Source organism: Sinorhizobium glycinis (assembly GCF_001651865.1).
In the GTDB taxonomy this organism is placed as follows: Bacteria; Pseudomonadota; Alphaproteobacteria; order Rhizobiales; family Rhizobiaceae; genus Sinorhizobium; species Sinorhizobium glycinis.
In genome coordinates this window covers 218,350-238,684 of sequence record NZ_LPUX01000060.1, presented here as the reverse complement: position 1 = coordinate 238,684, position 20,335 = coordinate 218,350, and the positions used below count along the sequence as shown (strand labels likewise).

Annotated in this window: 19 protein-coding genes and 1 pseudogene; 9 read left to right on the top strand and 11 right to left on the bottom strand. The window is 64.2% G+C overall.

Annotation, left to right across the window (positions count from 1 at the left end; translation table 11 throughout):
- Window positions 1-98: 98 nt before the first annotated feature.
- Window positions 99-632: a 50S ribosomal protein L19 gene (gene rplS / locus AU381_RS14580; RefSeq protein ID WP_064242464.1), complete on the bottom strand. Its 534-nt coding sequence runs from the start codon at window positions 630-632 to the stop codon at window positions 99-101.
- 472 nt (window positions 633-1,104) lie between these two features.
- Between rplS and AU381_RS14575 the strand changes: the two genes are divergently transcribed.
- Window positions 1,105-1,851 carry a sulfite exporter TauE/SafE family protein gene (locus AU381_RS14575; protein ID WP_064242463.1) on the top strand — a complete coding sequence of 249 codons (747 nt, stop codon included), beginning with the start codon at window positions 1,105-1,107 and terminating at the stop codon, window positions 1,849-1,851.
- 122 nt (window positions 1,852-1,973) lie between these two features.
- Here AU381_RS14575 and trmD read toward each other — a convergent pair.
- From trmD to ffh, 5 genes and pseudogenes are all read right to left on the bottom strand, one after another.
- Window positions 1,974-2,717, bottom strand: a pseudogene (gene trmD / locus AU381_RS14570) (tRNA (guanosine(37)-N1)-methyltransferase TrmD); the annotation flags it as partial.
- A 10-nt stretch (window positions 2,718-2,727) separates the two neighbouring features.
- Window positions 2,728-3,291, bottom strand: a complete 564-nt coding sequence (rimM, locus tag AU381_RS14565) for a ribosome maturation factor RimM (protein ID WP_064242462.1) — start codon at window positions 3,289-3,291, stop codon at window positions 2,728-2,730.
- Between the two features lie 125 nt (window positions 3,292-3,416).
- On the bottom strand, window positions 3,417-3,791 hold the full coding sequence (gene rpsP, locus AU381_RS14560; protein ID WP_064242461.1) for a 30S ribosomal protein S16: 375 nt from the start codon (window positions 3,789-3,791) through the stop codon (window positions 3,417-3,419).
- 38 nt (window positions 3,792-3,829) lie between these two features.
- Window positions 3,830-4,165, bottom strand: a complete 336-nt coding sequence (locus tag AU381_RS14555) for a chorismate mutase (RefSeq protein WP_018235965.1) — start codon at window positions 4,163-4,165, stop codon at window positions 3,830-3,832.
- Window positions 4,166-4,177: 12 nt separating this feature from the next.
- Window positions 4,178-5,734 (bottom strand): signal recognition particle protein, encoded by a 1,557-nt coding sequence (ffh, locus tag AU381_RS14550; RefSeq protein WP_064242460.1) that lies wholly within the window; start codon window positions 5,732-5,734, stop codon window positions 4,178-4,180.
- A gap of 408 nt (window positions 5,735-6,142) precedes the next feature.
- Between ffh and AU381_RS14545 the strand changes: the two genes are divergently transcribed.
- From AU381_RS14545 to AU381_RS14520, 6 genes are all read left to right on the top strand, one after another.
- Window positions 6,143-7,153, top strand: coding sequence for an MBL fold metallo-hydrolase (locus AU381_RS14545; protein ID WP_064242459.1), 1,011 nt, complete (start codon window positions 6,143-6,145; stop codon window positions 7,151-7,153).
- A gap of 94 nt (window positions 7,154-7,247) precedes the next feature.
- Window positions 7,248-8,150 (top strand): diaminopimelate epimerase, encoded by a 903-nt coding sequence (gene dapF, locus AU381_RS14540; protein ID WP_064242458.1) that lies wholly within the window; start codon window positions 7,248-7,250, stop codon window positions 8,148-8,150.
- Window positions 8,147-9,421, top strand: coding sequence for a tRNA (N(6)-L-threonylcarbamoyladenosine(37)-C(2))-methylthiotransferase MtaB (mtaB, locus tag AU381_RS14535; RefSeq protein ID WP_064242457.1), 1,275 nt, complete (start codon window positions 8,147-8,149; stop codon window positions 9,419-9,421). Before dapF ends, mtaB begins: the two co-directional genes overlap by 4 nt.
- 15 nt (window positions 9,422-9,436) lie before the next feature.
- Complete coding sequence (ftsY, locus tag AU381_RS14530; RefSeq protein ID WP_064242456.1) at window positions 9,437-11,227, top strand: signal recognition particle-docking protein FtsY; 1,791 nt, start codon at window positions 9,437-9,439, stop codon at window positions 11,225-11,227.
- Window positions 11,228-11,478: 251 nt separating this feature from the next.
- Window positions 11,479-12,111 (top strand): septation protein A, encoded by a 633-nt coding sequence (locus AU381_RS14525; RefSeq protein ID WP_064242651.1) that lies wholly within the window; start codon window positions 11,479-11,481, stop codon window positions 12,109-12,111.
- A complete protein-coding gene (locus tag AU381_RS14520) occupies window positions 12,108-12,701 on the top strand; it encodes a DUF2585 domain-containing protein (protein ID WP_064242455.1) in 594 nt (197 codons plus the stop codon). The genes AU381_RS14525 and AU381_RS14520 overlap by 4 nt, the downstream gene beginning before the upstream one ends.
- A gap of 194 nt (window positions 12,702-12,895) precedes the next feature.
- Here the strand turns inward: AU381_RS14520 and AU381_RS14515 are convergent, their stop codons facing one another.
- The 5 genes from AU381_RS14515 to ccmA all read right to left on the bottom strand — a co-directional run bounded on the left by AU381_RS14515 (window position 12,896) and on the right by ccmA (window position 15,888).
- On the bottom strand, window positions 12,896-13,507 hold the full coding sequence (locus tag AU381_RS14515; protein WP_064242454.1) for a DsbE family thiol:disulfide interchange protein: 612 nt from the start codon (window positions 13,505-13,507) through the stop codon (window positions 12,896-12,898).
- The gene (gene ccmD / locus AU381_RS14510; RefSeq protein ID WP_082910006.1) at window positions 13,504-13,680 is read right to left on the bottom strand and encodes a heme exporter protein CcmD; all 177 of its coding nucleotides are present in this window, start codon (window positions 13,678-13,680) and stop codon (window positions 13,504-13,506) included. Before ccmD ends, AU381_RS14515 begins: the two co-directional genes overlap by 4 nt.
- Window positions 13,677-14,447: a heme ABC transporter permease gene (locus tag AU381_RS14505; RefSeq protein ID WP_064242453.1), complete on the bottom strand. Its 771-nt coding sequence runs from the start codon at window positions 14,445-14,447 to the stop codon at window positions 13,677-13,679. The genes ccmD and AU381_RS14505 overlap by 4 nt, the downstream gene beginning before the upstream one ends.
- A 161-nt stretch (window positions 14,448-14,608) precedes the next feature.
- A complete protein-coding gene (gene ccmB / locus AU381_RS14500) occupies window positions 14,609-15,268 on the bottom strand; it encodes a heme exporter protein CcmB (protein WP_064242452.1) in 660 nt (219 codons plus the stop codon).
- A complete protein-coding gene (gene ccmA / locus AU381_RS14495) occupies window positions 15,265-15,888 on the bottom strand; it encodes a heme ABC exporter ATP-binding protein CcmA (protein WP_064242451.1) in 624 nt (207 codons plus the stop codon). Before ccmA ends, ccmB begins: the two co-directional genes overlap by 4 nt.
- A 269-nt stretch (window positions 15,889-16,157) precedes the next feature.
- Here ccmA and acnA point away from each other — a divergent pair, with 269 nt between their 5' ends.
- Both acnA and AU381_RS14485 read left to right on the top strand, forming a co-directional pair.
- Entirely contained in the window at window positions 16,158-18,848 is a 2,691-nt protein-coding gene (acnA, locus tag AU381_RS14490) for an aconitate hydratase AcnA (RefSeq protein WP_064242450.1), read from the top strand.
- Window positions 18,849-19,099: 251 nt separating this feature from the next.
- Window positions 19,100-19,873 (top strand): DUF1223 domain-containing protein, encoded by a 774-nt coding sequence (locus AU381_RS14485; protein WP_082910004.1) that lies wholly within the window; start codon window positions 19,100-19,102, stop codon window positions 19,871-19,873.
- Window positions 19,874-20,335 lie beyond the last annotated feature (462 nt).

Sequence of the window (20,335 nt, the reverse complement as noted above, 5' to 3'; positions counted from 1 at the left end):
GAAAATGTCACGAATTTCGTCGGGAAGACAAGCAGATAGTGCTAAAAAAGAAAGGCGGCCGAGAGACCGCCTTTCCGCAAATCCGAGGATTTGAAAACTTATTCCGCAGCGGCTTCCGCAGCCTTCGCCTCTTCCGCTGCCTTTGCTTCGGCGGCCTCGGCTGCTGCCTTCTCGGCGGCGAGCGCCTGGGCGGCTGCTACCTTTTCAGCCTCGATGCGTGCCTTCTCGTCGGCAACGGCCTGGCGCTCGGCTTCATTCAGCTTGCGGGCGCGCGTGCCGGTGTTCTCGACAATGCGGGCCGACTTGCCGCGACGATCGCGCAGGTAGTAGAGCTTGGCGCGACGGACCTTACCGCGGCGAACCACTTCGACGCTCTCGACGAGCGGCGAGTAAACCGGGAAAACGCGCTCGACGCCTTCGCCGTAGGAAATCTTGCGGACGGTGAAGCTCTCGTTGAGGCCACCGCCGGAACGGGCGATGCAGACGCCTTCATAGGCCTGGACGCGGGTACGGTTGCCTTCGACGACGCGGACGTTGACGCGGACGGTGTCGCCGGCGGAGAAATCGGGAAGGGTGCGCTTGGCGGCGATCTTGGCGGCCTGTTCGGCTTCCAGCTGCTGGATGATGTTCATCGGTCTAACCTTTGCTTTCTTCTGAAACAGCCAGAGCGCTCTCGGCCGGCCTGTCGGGATTTCCTCCAGGTCTTGCCCTCTTGGAGGACAGGAGCGGTTTCGCCATTCTTTGTTGGTGGTCGACGGGCAAGAACCCGAGCCGGGCCGGCACATACACCAAATGATCGGCCTTGTCATCCCCGATCGCGGAATTTCTCGGGCCACCACGGGCATGGCCGGATGGTAGCGGCACTCAAGACCCCTCCCCAACCCCTCTCCACAGGTGGGAAGGGCTTCAGCGCCCGCTGCGATCGCCTTGCTATTTCCGACCGTCGCGTCAGCCGCAAAGATCGACAAGGAGGCAAGACGGTGCGGCCGGTTAAGCCCCTCCCCCTTGTGGGCCCACAAGTGGGAGGGGCCATGTTCTGCCGGCAGGCTTGCGGTCGATTGCTCCAGCCGCTATCCCCGAATCCAAGCTTTTACGAGGACGGCCATGACGATATTCCAGGCGCTGCTGCTTTTTGTTGCGGGATTCCTGTCCGGCGCCGTCAATGCCATTGCCGGTGGCGGGACGTTTCTCACTTTCGGCGCGATGACGCTTGGCGGCCTGCCGCCGATCGTCGCCAATGCCACGTCCTCGATCGTCCAGTTTCCGGGCTACATCACCTCGGCGCTCGCCTATGCCAAGGAGATCCGCGCCGACCGTAGGAACGCCATCCTCCTCGGCGTCATATCGGCAATCGGCGGGCTTGCCGGCGCGCTGCTCCTGCTTTCGCTCTCCAACCCGTCGTTCCGCGCCATGGTGCCCTGGCTGCTGATCGCCGCGACGGCGATCTTTGCAGCGGGGCCTCTTCTTAAACCGAAGGCCCGCAGCGACGAGCACCGGATCGGGCCGCTCGGGGTCGCCAGCCAGATGGCGACCTCCGTCTACGGCGGATTCTTCGGGGCCGGCATGGGTATCATGATGCTTGCGGTGCTCGGACTTGCGACTGGCGGCAGCTACCACCGGCTCAATGCGCTGAAGAATTTCATCTCGATCGTCATCGCGCTGATCGCCATCCTGGTCTTTGCGGCAGGCGGCGTCGTTTCCTGGCTGCATGCGGCGATCATGGTGCCGGGTGCGGCACTTGGCGGCTATTGCGGGGTCTGGGCCGCCCGAAGGGTTCCGCAGGCCGTCATTCGCGCCATTGTCGTTGCCGTCGGCTTGCTGCTCGCCGCCTATTATTTCTTCACCGGCTGAGCCGGATCGCGCTTCAGGTTTTGATTTGCGCGTGTTTCTTCCGAAATCCGGTTCCCACTTTTCGGATCACGCTCAGGGTTTTGTGCAACGCGTGATTTTTCCGAAAACCGGTTCCCACTTTTCGGATCACGCTCAGGGTTTTGTGCAACGCGTGATTTTTCCGAAAACCGGTTCCCACTTTTCGGATCACGCTCCAGCAGATCCGGCCGGCGCTCCGCCGTCAGCCGCCGCGCTTCGGCCTCGCGCCACTTGGCGACGGCGCCGTGGTTTCCGGAGGTCAGCACCGCCGGGATCTCATGGCCCTCGAAGACCTGCGGCCGCGTATACTGCGGGTGTTCCAGCAGGCCGCCCTCGAAGCTCTCATGCACGCCGGAGAGTTCATTGCCCATGACCCCCGGCAGAACGCGAACGACCGAGTCAAGCAGGACCAACGCGGCCGGCTCGCCTCCGGAGAGGATGTAGTCACCGATCGAGACCTCTTCGAGATGGCGCGTATCGATCACCCTCTGGTCGACACCCTCGAACCGTCCGCAGACGATGACGGCGCCGGGGCCTGCGGCGAGCTCGCGCACGCGCGCCTGCGTCAGCGGCCTGCCGCGCGGGCTCATCAGCAGGCGTGGCCGGTCGTCATTCGCCGAGACATGGTCGATGGCGCGAGCCAGAACATCCGGCTTCAGGACCATGCCGGCGCCGCCTCCGGCCGGCGTATCGTCGACGGTGCGGTGCTTGTCCTCGGCGAAATCGCGGATCTGCACGGCTTCGATCGACCATTGCCCCCGCTCCAGCGCCTTGCCTGCAAGCGAGACGCCGAGATGGCCCGGAAACATCTCGGGGTAAAGCGTCAGCACAGTCGCACGAAACGGCATGGCCCGCGGCTCACTTGCGTTTCGTCGGAAATTGCTTGCCGAGGCTCTCGTCCTTGTCCTCGACGAGGCCGGCAGCAACAGGATCGACCAGCAGCCTGCCGGCCTCCAGATCGATCTCCAAGACCGACCATTCGGTGAAGGGGATCAGCACCGGCCGGCGGCCGGGTCCCTTGAGCTCCAGGAGGTCGCCTGCGCCGAAGTCGAAGATGCCGGTCACCGAGCCGTAGCTCTTGCCGGTGCCGTCCACCGCTTCCAGCCCTTCGAGGTCGGCATAGAAAAACTCGTCCTCGTCGAGATCGTCGTCGGGAAGGTTGTCGCGTTCGATGAAGAGTTCGAGGCCATTGAGCGCTTCGGCCGCCGTGCGGTCGTTGATGCCGCGAAAACGGACGATAACCACGTTCTTGGCCTCACGGATTTCCAGCACTTCGAAGACGCGGCCGTCCCCGCTGTGCAGGTTGCCGTAATCGCCGAGCGCCGTCGGATCCTCCGCGTAGGATTTCACCCGCACTTCGCCGCGCAGGCCTTGCGCCGCGCCGATCGTCGCCATCAGGACAGGGTTTTCGAGCTTCGTCATTTCGGCATCCAGCTGGGAACGGGCGCATTCTATTCCCGGTCCCGCTCCAATTCATTGAAGGTGCACATAAAGCAAAACGGGCGGCATGAAAATGCCACCCGTTTGCCACACCGTTTTGACGGTGATTATTCCGCGGCAGCTTCCGCAGCAGCAGCGGCTGCGTCTTCGGCCTTCTGCTTGGCTTCGGCGGCACGCTCCTGTGCCTTCTTGCCGGGCTGAGCCTTGGTCGGGTTGTTGCGGGCCGGGCGCTTGGCAAGGCCAGCCTGGTCGAGGAAGCGCAGGACGCGGTCGGTCGGCTGGGCGCCCTGGGCGATCCAGTGGCTGACACGCTCGGCGTCCAGTTCGACGCGCTTCTCGTCGTCCTTGCCGAGCATCGGGTTCCAGGAACCGATCTTTTCGAGGAAGCGGCCGTCACGCGGGCTGCGCGCATCGGCAACGACGATCTGGTAATAGGGACGCTTCTTGGAACCGCCACGGGCGAGACGAATTTTCAGTGCCATTTCAGTTTACTCCTTGCAGGCTTTCTTGACCGCTTCGTTCAAGCGGAACGGGTGGTGCCGGCGCTGCCCGCGGGCTGCGAGCGATCGGCGGCGATGGCTTCATGATGCCGGATGACTTCCTTGATGATGAAGTTCAGGAACTTCTCGGCGAAATCCGGGTCCAGATTGGCGTCCTTGGCCAAATGGCGAAGGCGTTCGATCTGGTATTCTTCGCGCGCCGGGTCGGCCGGCGGCAGCTTGTGCTTGGCCTTCAGAACTCCTACCGCCTTGGTGCAGCGGAAGCGTTCGGCCAGCATGTGGACGAGTGCGGCATCGATGTTGTCGATCGACTGCCGGTAGCTCGCCAATTCTTCTTTGATCTCGGGATCAAGCATTCGTCGCGATCCTCACTTCTTCTTGGGTAGGCCGGGAAGACCCGGGAAACCGCCACCGAGGCCGGGCAGACCGCCTCCGGGCAAACTGCCGCCGCCGAGGCCCGGAAGGCTGCCGGGCTTGCCGAGACCGGCGGCTTCCGCCTGCTTCTGCAGCGCTTCGAGCTGTTTCGGGTCGAGCTTCGAGAGATCAGGCATGCCGCCGCCCATTCCCCCGAGGCCCATCTTGTTGGCAAGGCCGCCCATCATCTGCTTCATCATGCCGCCTTTGCCCTTGCCGCCCATCATCTTCATCATGTCGGCCATCTGGCGGTGCATCTTCAGAAGCTTGTTGATGTCGGCGGCGTCGGTCCCGGAGCCGCTGGCGATGCGCTTCTTGCGCGAATGCTTGAGCAGGTCCGGATTGGCGCGCTCCGCCTTGGTCATCGAGGAGATGATGGCGAGCTGCCGCTTGAACAGCCTGTCGTCGAGGCCGGCGGCGGCCATCTTGTCCTTCATGCCGGCCATGCCGGGCATCAGCCCCATGATGCCGCCCATGCCACCCATCTTCTGCATCTGGCGCAACTGGTCGGCGAGGTCGTTCAGGTCGAACTTGCCCTTGGCCATCTTGGCGGCCATGGCGGCCGCCTTTTCGGCGTCGATGTTTTCCGCGGCCTTCTCGACCAGCGAGATGATGTCGCCCATGCCGAGGATGCGGTCGGCGACGCGGCGCGGATGGAACTCCTCGAGCTCGTCCATCTTCTCGCCGACACCGATCAGCTTGATCGGCTTGCCCGTGACGGCACGCATCGACAAGGCCGCACCGCCGCGGCCGTCGCCGTCCATGCGGGTCAGCACCAAGCCGGTGATGCCGACGCGGTCGTCGAAGTTGCGAGCGAGATTGACGGCGTCCTGACCGGTCAGCGCGTCGGCAACGAGCAGGATCTCATGCGGATTGGACTTCCGCTTGATCTCCGCCATCTCGATCATCAGCGGCTCGTCGATATGGGTGCGGCCGGCGGTGTCGAGGATGACGACGTCATGGCCGCCGAGCTTCGCCGCCTGCACGGCGCGCGCAGCGATATCGGTCGGCGACTGGCCGGCGATGATCGGCAGCGTGTCGACGCCGGTCTGCACGCCGAGCTGGCGCAACTGCTCCTGCGCGGCCGGGCGGCGCGTGTCGAGCGAGGCCATCAGGACCTTCTTCTTGTCCCTGGTCGTCAGCCGCTTGGCGATCTTGCCGGTCGTCGTCGTCTTGCCCGAGCCCTGCAGGCCGACCATCATGACGACGACGGGGGCCGGTGCGTTGAGGTCGATCGTCACGCCCTCGGAGCCGAGCATGGCGATGAGCTCGTCATGGACGATCTTGACGACCATCTGGCCGGGCTTGATCGATTTCAGGATCTCGGCGCCGACCGCCTTCTCGCGCACCTTCTCGGTGAAGGAGCGCACGACATCGAGCGCCACGTCGGCTTCGAGCAGCGCACGGCGAACCTCCCGAAGCGCCGCGGAAACGTCAGCTTCCGACAGGGCGCCGCGGCCGGTCAGTCCATTCAATATGGAACCAAGACGGTCCTGGAGGCTCTCGAACATTCTCTCTTCCTTCTGGTTTCCGGTTTCGCTTCAGGCTCGCCGGAAACTTGGGTTCCCTCGCGCGGAAAACAAGGCGCAAAGCCAAAAACCACCCGAGGGCGCAACGCGCTGTCGGGTGTTGACCGCCGGGCTCTCTTTATACCTTTGCGGGGCCCGGTCGGCGGCTTCGGAAGTCATCACTTGCGAAGGAATTTCGCCGCGATAAACAGGAAAGCGGACGAAAAGTCAAGGATGGAAGGCGAAACCCGCCGCACCCCTGTTCCGCGTTCGCTTTCACGCAAGAGCGATACCACCGCCGCTGGCCGGTTGCCATCTCGCAATAGATCTTGACGTCTTCTCGCTCCGGCCCTGTGATCGGGAAACGAAGCTGCCTATTTCTGCTCTTGTATTTCCTCGACTGAGGCAACCATGCGCAAACGCGCCAACCCCTACTACAGCGGCCCCGTTTCGGACCATTTCGACGGCACCCGTTTCTTCAATCCGGGCGGGACGCCTCCACGCGGCCTCGCGCACCTGCTACGCTGGCAGTTCGGCGGCAAACGCGTGCGATGGCCCGGGCGCTACGACAGCCCCTTCCTGGAGGTGCGGCCGGAACTCAGCGTCGACGGAGACCGGCTGCGGGTGACCATGATCGGTCACGCGACGCTCCTGATCCAGGTAGCCGGCATCAATATTCTCACCGATCCGGTCTGGTCGCACCGGGCGAGTCCTTTCGCCTTTGTCGGGCCGCACCGCCGCAACGCGCCGGGCATCCACATGGATGACCTGCCGCCGATCGATATCGTCCTCGTCACTCACAATCACTACGACCATCTCGATCTCGAGACGCTCAGTGCCCTCTACGCGGAGCATGCGCCGCATATCGTGACGCCGCTCGGCAACGACACGATCATCCGCCGCGCCGTTCCGGATGCGGAGATCTCCGTGATCGATTGGGGCGATCGGATCGACATGGATGACGGCTTGGTCATCCATGCGGAGCCCTGCCACCATTGGTCGGCCCGGGGCACACGCGACCGGCGCATGGCGCTTTGGGCAGCTTTCGTCCTCGAGACCCCGGCCGGCAAGATCTACCATGTCGGCGACACTGGTTTTCACGCCGGGATCAACTACCGGTCTGCTCTCGAAAAACATGGCCGCTTCCGGCTGGCCAACCTGCCCTTCGGGTCCTACGAGCCGCGCTGGTTCATGGAGAGCCAGCACCAGAATCCGGAAGAGGCGGTCATGGGCATGATCGCCTGTGGCGCCGAACATGTGGCAGGGCACCACTGGGGGACGTTCCAGTTGACGAACGAGGGCATCGAGGAGCCCCTGAGAGCCCTGGAGGCCGCGCTCGACAAGGCCGGCATCGAGCGAAGCAGGTTCCGGCCGCTGCGCCCTGGCGAAGCCTTCGACGTTCCGCCCTTGCCACAGGAATGACGGCGCCACTGGTAATTTCCGGGCTTTTCGGCCATATACAGCCCGAATGCAGGGTGCCTCCCCGGTGGGGGGGGCGAGTTTGGACGATCGCGATATGGCCGACCGCGTGCAATTTGCCAGGATGAACGGGCTTGGAAACAAGATCCTGCTGATCGACATGCGCGGCCGCAAGGATCGAGTGACGCCTGAAGCGGCGATCGCGCTCAACGCCGATCCGGCGACCGAGTTCGACCAGATCATGGCGATCCACGACCCGAGGGCCTCCGGCACCGATGCCTGGATCGACATCGTCAATTCCGACGGCTCGATGGCCCAGGCCTGCGGCAACGGTACCCGCTGCGTCGTCCAGGCGCTCGCCGCCGAGACCGGCAGGAAGGCCTTTCTCTTCCATACGGTCGCCGGGCTGCTCGAAGCGCAGGAGCATGACGACGGCTTGATCTCCGTCGATATGGGAAGCCCACGCTTCGGCTGGGATGAAATCCCGCTTGCGGAAGAATTCCACGACACGAGCCGGATCGAGCTGCAGATCGGGCCGATCGACGATCCGGTGCTGCATTCGCCTTCGGTCGCATCGATGGGCAATCCGCATGCGATCTTCTGGGTGGAAAGCGACGTCTGGAGCTACGAGCTCGATCGCTTCGGACCGCTGCTCGAAAATCATCCGATCTTCCCGGAGCGCGCCAATATCTCAATTGCCCATATCCGCTCCCGTGACGAGATGGACCTCAGGACCTGGGAGCGCGGCGCCGGGCTGACCCTTGCCTGCGGTTCCGCCGCCTGCGCCGCCGCCGTCAGCGGCGCCAGGACAGGGCGTACGGACCGGATCGTGACGGTGAACGTGCCGGGCGGTCCGCTCCTGATCGAATGGCGGGAGCGGGACGACCACGTCATCATGACGGGACCGGCCGAATGGGAGTGGTCGGGCACGGTCGATCCGGCCACCGGCGCTTTTCAGCGCGACGAGGCCACCGGCGAAAGCGGAGCACGGGCGCTTTGAGCGGCGTGGAGGTCATAACCTTCGGCTGCCGCCTCAACACCTATGAATCGGAAGTGATGCGGGCGGAAGCCGAGAAGGCGGGGCTGAACAACGCCATCCTCGTCAACACCTGTGCCGTCACGGCGGAAGCCGTGCGCCAGGCGCGCCAGGCGATCCGCCGGGCGCGACGCGACAATCCGCACGCCCGCATCATCGTCACCGGCTGCGCCGCCCAAACCGAGAAGGAAACCTTCGCCGAAATGGCCGACGTGGACGCGGTGCTCGGCAACGAGGAGAAGCTCAAGAGCGCCTCCTATCGCTCGCTGCCGGATTTCGGCGTTTCAGCCGAAGAGAAGCTGCGCGTCAACGACATCATGAGCGTGCGCGCCACCGCGCCGCAGATGATCAGGCATATCGACGGGCACGTGCGCGCCTTCATCCAGGTGCAGAACGGCTGCGACCACCGCTGCACCTTCTGCATCATTCCCTATGGCCGCGGCAATTCCCGCTCCGTGCCGATGGGCGCGGTCGTCGACCAGTCGCGCCGGCTCGTCGAAGGCGGCTATCGCGAGATCGTCCTGACCGGTGTCGACGCCACCAGCTACGGCGGCGACCTGCCGGGGACCCCGACGCTCGGGCTGCTCGCCAAGACGCTGCTCAAACAGGTGCCGGACATCCTGCGCCTGCGACTTTCCTCGATCGACAGCATCGAGGCGGACCCGCACCTCCTCGACCTCATCGCCGACGAGCCGCGCTTCATGCCGCATCTGCATCTTTCGCTGCAGCACGGCGATGACCTGATTCTGAAGCGCATGAAGCGGCGCCACTCGAGCGCCGACGCCCGCGCCTTCTGCGCCGCGGTGCGCGCTTTAAGGCCCGAGCTCAGCTTCGGCGCCGACATGATCGCCGGCTTTCCGACAGAGACCGAGGCGATGTTCGAGAATGCCATGCGCCTCGCCGAGGACTGCGGCATCGCCCATCTCCACGTCTTCCCCTACAGCCCCCGCCCCGGCACGCCGGCGGCGCGCATGCCGCAGCTCGACCGGGCGCTCGTCAAGGAGCGCGCCGCGCGCCTGCGGGGCAAGGGGGCGGAACTCTACGCCGCCCATCTCGATTCCATGATTGGCGGCGATGAGACGATCCTCGTCGAGATGAACGGCCTGGCGCACACCGAGAATTTTACCCTCGTCGATGCGGCCGGGCTCGAGCCGCGATCGCTTATCACGGTCGAAATCACCGGCCACAACGGCAAGCATCTGGCGATGCAAAGAAAACAGATGGCTGCGGCCTGACACCCGGACATTCAAATGGCGATTGGTTTCATCAAGAAGATTTTCTCCTTCGGCAAGGACACCGTCGAAGAGAAACCCGTGCCGGCGGCGGAGGTGGCGCCGGGGATGCCGGCTGCCGATGAGGCCGCGACAACCACCTCTGTCCCTTCGGGACATCTCCCCCACAGGGGGGGAGAGGGGGCGGCAGAGGCGACCGCCGAGGGTGACCGCGCTGCCTCGAACGAGGAAAGGGCCGCCACGGAGGAGGCGAAACCCGGCATGCACGATCTCGCTGTTCCGCCTGCGCCAGCCACGTCAACGCCGGAAGCGATAAGCGAAGAAGATTCCGAAAGCGCTGGTCCCACCGCACGTGAAAACATTGCGGTCGAGGAGGAGAGCGCGCCACTTCCGATCTCCCCCCTTGCGGGGGAGATGCCCGGCAGGGCAGAGGCGGGTGAGGCCCCGATCGGCGACGTTGCACTTGGTGATGGGGTCGCGACACCCCCCTCTGTCCCTTCGGGACATCTCCCCCACGAGGGGGGAGATCAGTCGGAGACCGAGGCCACAGCCGAAGAAAACCGGGCTGCCATCGAGGAGGCAATGACGGGCGCGGACGACTGCGCCGATTTGCCTGAGGTGACCCAGGGCGACGCTCCGGAGATAGCGACCCCCGAGCCTGAAGCCGAACTCGAAAACCTCGCAGCACCCCCTGACATCGCTCCCACCGAAGGCGTCGAGGCGGGCAAGGAGAGCGCCCCAATTCTCTCCCCCCTTGTGGGGGAGATGCCCGGCAGGGCAGAGGGGGTCGAGGCACCCGAAAACCCCGCAACCGCCCCTAGCCTCCCGAAGGGCTTCGCCGCCTCCGACCAGCGCCCGAAGGAGCAAGCCCCCACCCCGCAGCCAAAGCTTTCCTGGTACCAGCGGCTGCGCCGCGGCCTCGCCCGCACCTCGTCGCAGCTCACTGGCCAGATCGCCAGCCTCTTCACCAAGCGCAAGCTCGACGAGGCGACGCTGCAGGATCTTGAGGACCTTCTGATCCAGGCGGACCTCGGCGTCGAGACGGCGATGCGGATCACCGACACGCTCTCCTCCGAGCGATACGGCAAGGACGTGACCGGTGAGGACGTCTCGCGCATCATGGCTGGCGAGATCACCAAGGTGCTGGCGCCGGTCGCCAAGCCCCTCGAACTCGATCTCAGCCACAAGCCACATGTGATCCTTGTCGTCGGCGTCAACGGCACCGGCAAGACGACGACGATCGGCAAGCTCGCCGCCAAACTTTCCGGCGCGGGGCTGAAGGTGATGCTGGCGGCCGGCGACACGTTCCGCGCCGCGGCGATCGAACAGCTGAAGATCTGGGCCGAGCGGACGAAGTCCGACATCGTTGCCTCGAAGCTCGGCGCCGACGCCGCCGGCCTTGCCTATGAGGCCTACCAGCTCGCCCGCGAAAAGAAGTCGGACGTGCTGATCATCGACACGGCCGGGCGGCTGCAGAACAAGGCAGAACTGATGGCCGAACTCGAAAAGATCGTCCGCGTGCTCGGCAAGCTCGACCCGGACGCGCCGCACACGGTGCTGCAGACGCTCGACGCGACGACCGGGCAGAACGCATTGCAGCAGGTGGAGATCTTCCGCAATGTCGCCGGCGTCAGCGGCCTGATCATGACCAAGCTCGACGGCACGGCGCGCGGCGGCATCCTTGTGGCGATCTCCGCCAAGCACAAGCTGCCGGTGTATTTCATCGGCGTCGGCGAGGGCGTCGACGATCTCGAACCCTTCGAGGCGAAGGATTTCGCCGAGGCGATCGCCGGGGTTGCCGCCGCTTGATCAAGCGACGGGAAGCTTGCGGCCGCAACGGCGCTTGATATGGTTTTGCCGCAATGCTGGTGTTATGAGCGGCCAAGGAGCGGGGCGAGAAAAGCGGTCTTTTCTAACGCGTCTCCGCTCCACTGCATGTTTCCTTAAATCGGAACGGATTTAAGGAAACATGCAGAAATTCAAAAGCTACGGCGACCTTTGCGCGTCTCGAAAGCGCGCGGCGCTGTAGAAGGCACGACATGAAAGAACAGGATCCGCATATGTCGACAATCGAGGCCGAGAAGCCGAAGACGGAGGTCAGCCCGCTCCTGAAGCTCGTGCTGGAGCTCGGGCCGCTGATGGTCTTCTTCTTCGCCAATTCGCGCGGCGACTGGCTGGCGCAGCGTTTTCCGGTGCTTGCGGAGCTCGGTGGACCGATCTTCATCGCCACCGGCCTGTTCATGGCGGCGACGGCCGCAGCGCTCATCGCCTCCTGGATCATGACGCGCACCCTGCCGATGATGCCGCTCGTCTCCGGCATCGTCGTCTTCGTCTTCGGCGCGCTGACGCTCTGGCTGCAGAACGACACCTTCATCAAGATGAAGCCGACCATCGTCAACACGCTCTTCGGCGCAATTCTGCTCGGCGGCCTGCTGTTCGGCAAATCGCTGCTCGGCTATGTCTTCCACGCCGCCTTCAAGCTCGACGAGGACGGCTGGCGCAAGCTGACGATCCGCTGGGGCGTGTTCTTCCTGTTCCTCGCGGTCCTGAACGAGATCGTCTGGCGCTCCTTCTCGACCGACTTCTGGGTCGCCTTCAAGGTTTGGGGAACGATGCCGATCACCATTCTCTTCACGCTTGCCCAGATGCCGCTGATCATGAAGCACTCGCTGGATAAGGAGAGTGCCGAGTGACGATCGCCGCCGGGACGGACGACAACAGGCAACGCAGCACCTGGATCTGGCTGATCGCCTGCCTCGGCGTCGTCGCCATCCAGATCCTGACGCAGCACCTGATGGGGCGGCTGTGGATCTGCGAATGCGGTTACGTGAAGCTCTGGGAGGGCGTCGTCAACTCGAGCGGCAACTCCCAGCACATCACCGACTGGTACACGCCGTCCCACATCATCCACGGCTTCCTCTTCTACGGCCTCGGCTATCTCCTCTTGCGCGGCAAGCGCTTGAGCGCCCGCCTGCTGCTTGCCACCGTGATCGAGTCTGCCTGGGAGATTGCCGAGAACACGCCGATGGTGATCAACCGCTATCGCTCGGCGACGATCTCGCTCGACTATTTCGGCGACAGCATTCTGAATTCCACCATGGACACGCTCGCCATGGCGGCTGGGTTCCTGCTGGCCTCGCGGCTGCCGGTAGCGGTGACGGTCACGATCGCCATCGCCCTCGAGCTCTTCACCGGCTGGATCATCCGCGACAACCTGACGCTCAACGTGCTGATGCTCGTCTGGCCGCTCGATGCGGTGAAGGCGTGGCAGGCGGGAGTTTAGCGGCTCGCATTTGCCCCTCATCCCGCTGCCGCGACCTTCTCCCCGCAGGCGGGGAGAAGGGGCTTGCCGCACCCGATCGCTTCCTGTTGAGTTGAGAGAGAGAGAGAGAGAGGTGGGCTCGGCGGTGCCACGAGTCCCCTTCGCCCCGCTTGCGGGGAGAAGGTGGCCGGCAGGCCGGATGAGGGGGAGTATTTTTACGACCCCGCCAACGCCTTCTCGATCGCCGGCAGCAGCCCCTCGTTCAGTGTCCGCTCATCGAACGGGCCGGCGCGCTTGTAGAGGATCGTGCCGTCGGCAGCGACCAGGAAGGATTCAGGAATCCCATAGACGCCCCAGTCGATCGCCGCCTTGCCATGCGGATCGGTGCCGATCGCCGAGAACGGATTGCCGAGTTCGCCGAGGAACCGGAGCGCATTGTCGTTGCGGTCCTTGTAGTTGATGCCGACGACGGTGAGGCGCGGGTCTTTGGAGAGTTCGAGGATGATCGGATGTTCCTGCCGGCAGGGCACGCACCAGGAGGCCCAGACGTTGACGAGCGTCAGCCTGCCCTTGACGGCCGTGTCGGTGAGCGCCGGCATCGGCTGTCCGGCGGGCGTCGTGGCGCCTTCGAGCGGCGGCAGGTCCAACTTCGGCGCCCTGGTGCCGATCAGCGCCGAGGGGATTTCGCTGATGTCCCGGCCGGAGTTCAGCTGGCTCCAGAAGATCAGCGCAAGGGCCACGAAGATCAGGAGCGGCAGGGCCGCGAGCAGATAGCGCAAGGCGCCGGGCCTGCGCTCGTCGGGCTGCGGCGCTGGCGTGGTGGTCATTTGCCCTCCCCGATCGGCGCTTCCGCCGAACGGCGGCGAATGCCGGCGGCATTGAGTGCCTTCAATTCACGCTGGCGGGCGCGGCCGTCGCCGACAACCCAGAGCACAAGCCCCGCAACGACCGCTAAGGCGACGGCATAACTGGCGAAGACATAGGCTGCATGGCTCATCATGGCGCCAGGCTCTCCCGTCCGGCATTGCGGGCCACCTGGCGCCGAAGCGACGTCACCCGGCGGCGCCAGATCTCGTTCCGCATGGCGGCGATATGCAGCGTGAAGAACAGGAGCGTGAAGGCGATCGCCATGATCATCAGCGGCCACAGGAATTCCGGATCGATGGTGGGGCCGCCGAGGCGCATGACGCTTGCCGGCTGGTGCAGCGTGTTCCACCATTCGACCGAGAATTTGATGATCGGGATATTGACGAAGCCGACCAGCACCAGCACGGCCGAGACGCGGGCCGAGCGGGCCGGATCCTCCATGGCGCGGTTCAGCGCCATCAGCCCGAGATACATGAGGAAGAGCACGAAGACGGAGGTCAGCCGCGCATCCCAAACCCACCAGGTGCCCCACATCGGCTTGCCCCAGAGCGAGCCGGTGACGAGCGCGAGGAAGGTGAACGAGGCGCCGATGGGTGCCGCCGCTTTGGCCGAGACATCGGCGAGCGGATGGCGCCAGACCAGCGTGCCCAGCGCCGAAATCGCCATCACCGTGTAGCACATCATCGAGAGCCACGCGGATGGCACATGCACATACATGATGCGCACCGTCTCGCCCTGCTGATAGTCGCCCTCGGTGGTAAAGGAGAGCCAGAGCCCGGCGGCGAAGAACAGCACCGTGAGAGCGGCAAGCCACGGCAAGACGCGATCGGCCAGCGCCAGGAACCGGGTCGGGTTGGCGAGATCGCTGAATTTGCGGATGGCCAGGCTGTTTTCGCTCATGACGGCTCTTTAACGCGGAAGGCCTCCTTCGGCAATTGACCTACGGCGCCGCGCGTCCTTTAGACGCGCAAAGGTCGCTGTAGCACTTTGAATCGCTCCGCAATTTTATCCCTGGATCGAAATCGATCTAAGGAATTGTGCCGTGGTCAATCACGATTGCGTCAGTCGGCCGAATGCCTGAGGGCGGCAGCTGCCGCCAGTGGTCCGATCACCGCGAAGAACAGGGTTATCGCCATCAATATCATCAAAGGCGGCAGAAACGGGGCGGGATCTTCGACCGCCGCATAGACCGCGCTGACCCCGAAGATCAGCACGGGGATGGCAAGCGGCAGCACGAGGATCGAGACGAGCAGCCCGCCGCGCGGCAAGGCGACGGCGACGGCCGCGCCGACCGCCCCGATGAAGGTGATCGCCGGCGTTCCCGCAAGGAGCGTCAACATGGTGGCGCCGATGGCAAGCTCGTCCATGTTCATGAACAGGCCGAGAAAGGGCGACGCGACGACCAGCGGCAGGCCGCTGGCGGACCAATGGGCGGCGCATTTCACGAAGACGGTGAGGATCAGCGGTGTCTCCTGCATCAGCATGAGATCGAGCGAGCCGTCTTCGCGCTCGGCCTGGAAAAGCCGGTCGAGGCCGAGGAGGGAGGCGAGCAGCGCGCCGATCCAGAGGATCGCCGGGCCGATCCGTGCGAGCAGATTGAGATCCGGCCCGACGCCGAAAGGGATTACCGAGACCACCGTCATGAAGAAGAGCACGCCGATCATCGCGCCGCCGCCGGCGCGCACCGAAAGCTTCAGGTCGCGGAAGAAGAGAGACATCAATGCGAAAACCCCGTCATCTGCAACGTCTTCGACTGCCCGATCCCCAGCGACTGGTGCGTGGCGGCGATGACGATGCCGCCACGCTCGAGGTGGCTCGTCACCAAGCCGGCAAAGAGCCTGTCCGCCCCGGCATCGAGAGCGGCGGTGGGTTCGTCGAGAATCCAGATCGGCCGATAGGCGACAAGAAGCTTCGCCATGGCCATGCGCCGTTGTTGCCCGGCGGAAAGATAGCCGAAGGGCAGATGGGTGATGCCGGCAAGCCCGACGGCTTCGGCGGCAGCCGCGAGATCGATACCGGAGCCTCCCGGCGAATTGCCGAGAAAGCGCCGCCAGAAGGAAAGATTTTCCTCGACGGTCAATTCCCGCTTCATCGCGTTGCGATGGCCGAGATAGTGGCTGAGCTCGTGCGGATGCTCAAAGCCGGGGGGGCCGTCCTTGAGTGATATCTTCCCGGTTTCCGCCTGAAGAAGGCCTGCGAGGACGCGCAGTAAAGTCGACTTTCCCGAGCCGTTCGGCCCCGTCACCACAAGCGCCTCCCCCGCCGCAAGCGAAAAGGAAATATCGTTGAAAATCAAGTCTTCGCCTCGCCTCGCACTCAGACCCTCAACCAGCAGGCGCATCGATTTCAAGCTTTCCTTAATGCTCTTTTCCGCAGAGCAAAAAAAGTTCCGATTGGACCTTTGTTGGTCTGGCACGATTTCCAGAAATTATCTATAAGGCGGCCAACACGCCAGCGGTCGGCGTGAATTTCATCCAAGCGCCGAACCTGGAATGACATTCCACGTACGGACAGCGGAAATGGCCGCACCCGCATCCCATTTCGCGCCTCACAGGCGCTCGGGCGTTCGTACGTCAGTTTTTGGCGATCAGACGGAACGGGGTGTTTCCAGTGTCCAAGTCCCTAGACAGCTTCAATTGTCGCTCCACGCTCACGGTCGATGGCGTGGATTATGTCTATTACAGCCTGCCGAAAGCGGAAGCGAACGGTCTCGCCGGTGTGTCCAGGCTTCCCTATTCGATGAAGGTGCTGCTGGAAAACCTGCTTCGCAACGAGGACGGCCGCTCGGTCACCAAGAAGGACATTGAAAACGTTGCCGCATGGCTCAGCGACAAGGGCACTGCGGAAAACGAGATCGCCTACCGTCCGGCCCGCGTGCTGATGCAGGACTTCACCGGCGTTCCGGCCGTCGTCGATCTCGCTGCGATGCGCGACGCCATGGTCTCGCTCGGCGGCGACCCGGAAAAGATCAACCCGCTCGTTCCCGTCGACCTCGTCATCGACCACTCGGTCATCGTCGACGAATTCGGCACCCCGCAGGCCTTTGCCCGCAACGTCGAGCTCGAATACCAGCGCAACGGCGAACGCTACCGCTTCCTGAAGTGGGGCCAGCAGGCCTTCAAGAACTTCCGCGTCGTGCCGCCCGGCACCGGAATCTGTCACCAGGTGAACCTCGAGTATCTCGGCCAGGCGGTCTGGACCCGTGAAGAAGACGGCGAGATCACGGCCTATCCGGATACCTGCGTCGGCACCGACAGCCACACCACGATGATCAACGGTCTCGGCGTTCTCGGCTGGGGCGTCGGCGGCATCGAAGCGGAAGCCGCCATGCTCGGCCAGCCGGTCTCGATGCTGCTGCCGGAAGTGGTCGGCTTCAAGCTGACCGGCAAGCTCAAGGAAGGCGTGACGGCAACCGACCTGGTGCTGACCGTCGTCCAGATGCTGCGCAAGAAGGGCGTCGTCTCGAAATTCGTCGAATTCTTCGGCCCCGGCCTCGACAACATGACGCTCGCCGACCGCGCCACGATCGGCAACATGGGCCCCGAATACGGCGCCACCTGCGGCTTCTTCCCGATCGACGCCGAGACGATCAACTATCTCACCATGTCGGGCCGTGAAGAGAGCCGCATCGCGCTCGTCGAAGCCTATTCCAAGGCGCAAGGCATGTGGCGCGACGGCGATGGCTCCGAACTCGTCTTCACCGACACGCTGGAACTCGACCTCGGCGAAGTCGTGCCGTCGATGGCCGGCCCGAAGCGCCCCGAGGGCCGCATCGCGCTTGAAAACATCTCCTCCGGCTTCGCGGTAGCGCTTGAGAACGACTACAAGAAGCCCGGCCAGGGTGCGAACCGCTATGCGGTCGCAGGCACCGACTTCGACATCGGCCATGGCGATGTGGCGATCGCGGCGATCACCTCCTGCACCAACACCTCGAACCCGTCGGTGCTGATCGCCGCCGGCCTGCTCGCCCGCAATGCCGTCGCCAAGGGCCTGAAGACCAAGCCCTGGGTCAAGACCTCGCTGGCGCCGGGATCGCAGGTCGTCGGCGAATACCTCGCCAAGTCGGGTCTGCAGAAGGACCTCGACGCGCTCGGCTTCAACCTCGTCGGCTTCGGCTGCACCACCTGCATCGGCAATTCCGGACCGCTGCCGACGGAGATCTCCAGGACGATCAATGACAAGGGCCTGATCGTCGCCGGCGTGCTCTCCGGCAACCGTAACTTCGAAGGCCGCATCTCGCCGGACGTCCAGGCGAACTATCTCGCCTCGCCGCCGCTCGTCGTCGCCTATGCGCTCGCCGGCTCAGTCCAGAAGGACCTCACCAAGGATCCGATCGGCGAAGACAAGGACGGCAAGCCGGTCTACCTCAAGGACATCTGGCCGACCTCGCAGGAGATCCAGGAGTTCATCTTCAAGTACGTGACCCGCGAGCTCTATGCGACCAAGTACGCCGACGTCTTCAAGGGCGACGAGAACTGGCAGGCGGTCCAGGTTCCGGCCGGCCAGACCTATGCCTGGGACGAGGCCTCCACCTATGTCCAGAACCCGCCCTACTTCGTCGGCATGGGCAAGAAGGGCTCCGGGATCTCCGACATCGAGGGCGCCCGCGTCCTCGGCCTCTTCGGCGACAAGATCACCACCGACCATATTTCTCCGGCCGGTTCGATCAAGGCCGCGTCGCCGGCTGGCTCCTACCTGCTCGGCCATGGCGTCACCGTTGCCGACTTCAACCAGTACGGCACCCGCCGCGGCAACCATGAAGTGATGATGCGCGGCACCTTCGCCAACATCCGCATCCGCAACCACATGCTCGGCCCGAACGGCAAGGAAGGTGGCTACACAATCCACTATCCGTCCAAGGAGGAGATGTCGATCTACGACGCGGCCATGAAGTACAAGGAAGAGGGCGTTCCGCTGGTCATCTTCGCCGGCGTCGAATACGGCAACGGATCGTCGCGCGACTGGGCTGCCAAGGGCACCAACCTGCTCGGCGTCAAGGCCGTCATCGCCCAGTCCTTCGAGCGCATCCATCGCTCCAACCTCGTCGGCATGGGCGTCATTCCCTTCGTCTTCGAAGAGGGCACGACCTGGGATTCGCTGGGCTTGAAGGGCGACGAGGTCGTCACGATCGACAACCTCGTCAATGTCCAGCCGCGCGAGAAGCGCGTTGCCAAGATCAGCTATGGCGACGGTTCGGTGAAGGAGGTGCCGCTCATCTGCCGCATCGACACGCTGGACGAGGTCACCTACGTGAACAATGGCGGCATCCTGCAGACGGTTCTGCGCGACCTGGCGGCCTGAGCCGGTCGCGGACCGGAGCGCGATCAGCCTATCCGCCGCATTCCGCTTCCATCGATCTGGCCGGGGCATCAGCCGATGCCCCGGCCTTTTGCTGCCGGCCATCCGCTGAATCGGCCCAGGCACGGCTGCCGCCCGGTTTTCCCCAGCCTGGCGGCAGGTCACTCCAACGTGACTTTCCGTTGAAACCGGGCCGTCGTATGTAATGTACTCCCCTGTTGAAAGACGCCCGCCCGAAAAACGCAAGTGAAGCCATGACTTTCGCCTCGACGCCAATGATCCGCCGACTGGCCCTGACGATAGGGCTTCTCGGCGCCATCGGCGGCACGGCGGCGGCGGACGATGGCACGGCGCTCAAGGGTGTCGTCGAGCTCTTTACCAGCCAAGGCTGTTCGTCCTGTCCGCCGGCCGACGCCGCATTGAAGACGCTCATCGACGAGGGCGAGGTCGTGGCGCTCGCCTATCACGTCGATTACTGGAACTATCTCGGCTGGGCCGACACGCTCGCCACCAAGGAGAACACCGATCGGCAATATGCCTATGCCCGGATGCTCGGCCGCAGCGGCGTCTACACGCCTCAGGTGGTCCTGAACGGCCGCGACCACACGAACGGCTCGGACCTGCAGGCGATCAAGACCCGTCTGGCGACGATGAGCGCCAGCGGCGGCGGGCTCGCCGTGCCGGTCGATGCCTCGATGGGCGGCGAGGAAATCTCCATCAGGGTCGGCGCCGGCGAGGGCAAGGCGAATGTCGTCGTCGTCTATTTCGACCGGGCCCGGGAGGTCAAAGTAGAAAGAGGCGAAAACAGGGGCAGAGAGATCGCCTACTGGCATGCGGTCAAGGATATCCAGACCATCGGCATGTGGGACGGCAGACCCGCCCAGTTCACGCTGCCCGCCTCGGTGCTGATCGAGGGGCGCGGCAACAGCGGTTGCGCCATCCTGTTGCAGTCGATGAAGGATGCGGAAACGCCAGGCCCTATCATCGGCGCCACGACCCTTCTCGCGGGCCCGCAGGGCAAGCTTTAGCGACGCGGCAGGGTTGCAGAACTCGCTCGTGGGGAACCTACAGCGCCACGCGCCGTATCAGGCGCGCAAAGGTCGCTGTAGCACTTTGAATTGCTGCATGTCTTTGTCCTTAAATCGCGGTCGATTTAAGGAGACATGCAGGAGCGGGTGCGGCATCGTCCCTTCGCCCCGCCTGCGGGGAGAAGGTGCCGGCAGGCGGATGAGGGGCAGATGCGGCCGAATTTGAAGCAGAGGGGTGGTTCGGCCCGGCAGCATCGAGGGGCTGGGGCTGAGGGTTCGAAGTTACCGGACCGAACCGGCCATGTCTGCGTTCGGAAACCCTCCCGCAGCATGACGACCTGTCCGGACATACGGTGGCAACGACTCTGTCCGGCAGCGGAGGGAGTTTTGCGATGAATTGGGGCGGCGATTTGACTGAATTGCGGCAAGGGCAAGAATTGCCCGGCTTACCAACAGCTTCCG

Excerpts from the sequence above, each read along its gene's own strand:
- ftsY (WP_064242456.1), top strand. The coding sequence starts at position 9,437 with ATGGCGATTGGTTTCATCAAGAAGATTTTCTCCTTCGGCAAGGACACC.
- AU381_RS14545 (WP_064242459.1), top strand. The coding sequence starts at position 6,143 with ATGCGCAAACGCGCCAACCCCTACTACAGCGGCCCCGTTTCGGACCAT.
- AU381_RS14575 (WP_064242463.1), top strand. The coding sequence starts at position 1,105 with ATGACGATATTCCAGGCGCTGCTGCTTTTTGTTGCGGGATTCCTGTCC.
- ccmD (WP_082910006.1), bottom strand. The coding sequence starts at position 13,680 with ATGATGAGCCATGCAGCCTATGTCTTCGCCAGTTATGCCGTCGCCTTA.
- dapF (WP_064242458.1), top strand. The coding sequence starts at position 7,248 with ATGGCCGACCGCGTGCAATTTGCCAGGATGAACGGGCTTGGAAACAAG.
- rimM (WP_064242462.1), bottom strand. The coding sequence starts at position 3,291 with ATGACGAAGCTCGAAAACCCTGTCCTGATGGCGACGATCGGCGCGGCG.
- AU381_RS14505 (WP_064242453.1), bottom strand. The coding sequence starts at position 14,447 with ATGAGCGAAAACAGCCTGGCCATCCGCAAATTCAGCGATCTCGCCAAC.
- rplS (WP_064242464.1), bottom strand. The coding sequence starts at position 632 with ATGAACATCATCCAGCAGCTGGAAGCCGAACAGGCCGCCAAGATCGCC.
- AU381_RS14515 (WP_064242454.1), bottom strand. The coding sequence starts at position 13,507 with ATGACCACCACGCCAGCGCCGCAGCCCGACGAGCGCAGGCCCGGCGCC.
- AU381_RS14555 (WP_018235965.1), bottom strand. The coding sequence starts at position 4,165 with ATGCTTGATCCCGAGATCAAAGAAGAATTGGCGAGCTACCGGCAGTCG.
- ccmA (WP_064242451.1), bottom strand. The coding sequence starts at position 15,888 with ATGCGCCTGCTGGTTGAGGGTCTGAGTGCGAGGCGAGGCGAAGACTTG.
- rpsP (WP_064242461.1), bottom strand. The coding sequence starts at position 3,791 with ATGGCACTGAAAATTCGTCTCGCCCGTGGCGGTTCCAAGAAGCGTCCC.
- AU381_RS14525 (WP_064242651.1), top strand. The coding sequence starts at position 11,479 with ATGTCGACAATCGAGGCCGAGAAGCCGAAGACGGAGGTCAGCCCGCTC.
- AU381_RS14485 (WP_082910004.1), top strand. The coding sequence starts at position 19,100 with ATGACTTTCGCCTCGACGCCAATGATCCGCCGACTGGCCCTGACGATA.
- ffh (WP_064242460.1), bottom strand. The coding sequence starts at position 5,734 with ATGTTCGAGAGCCTCCAGGACCGTCTTGGTTCCATATTGAATGGACTG.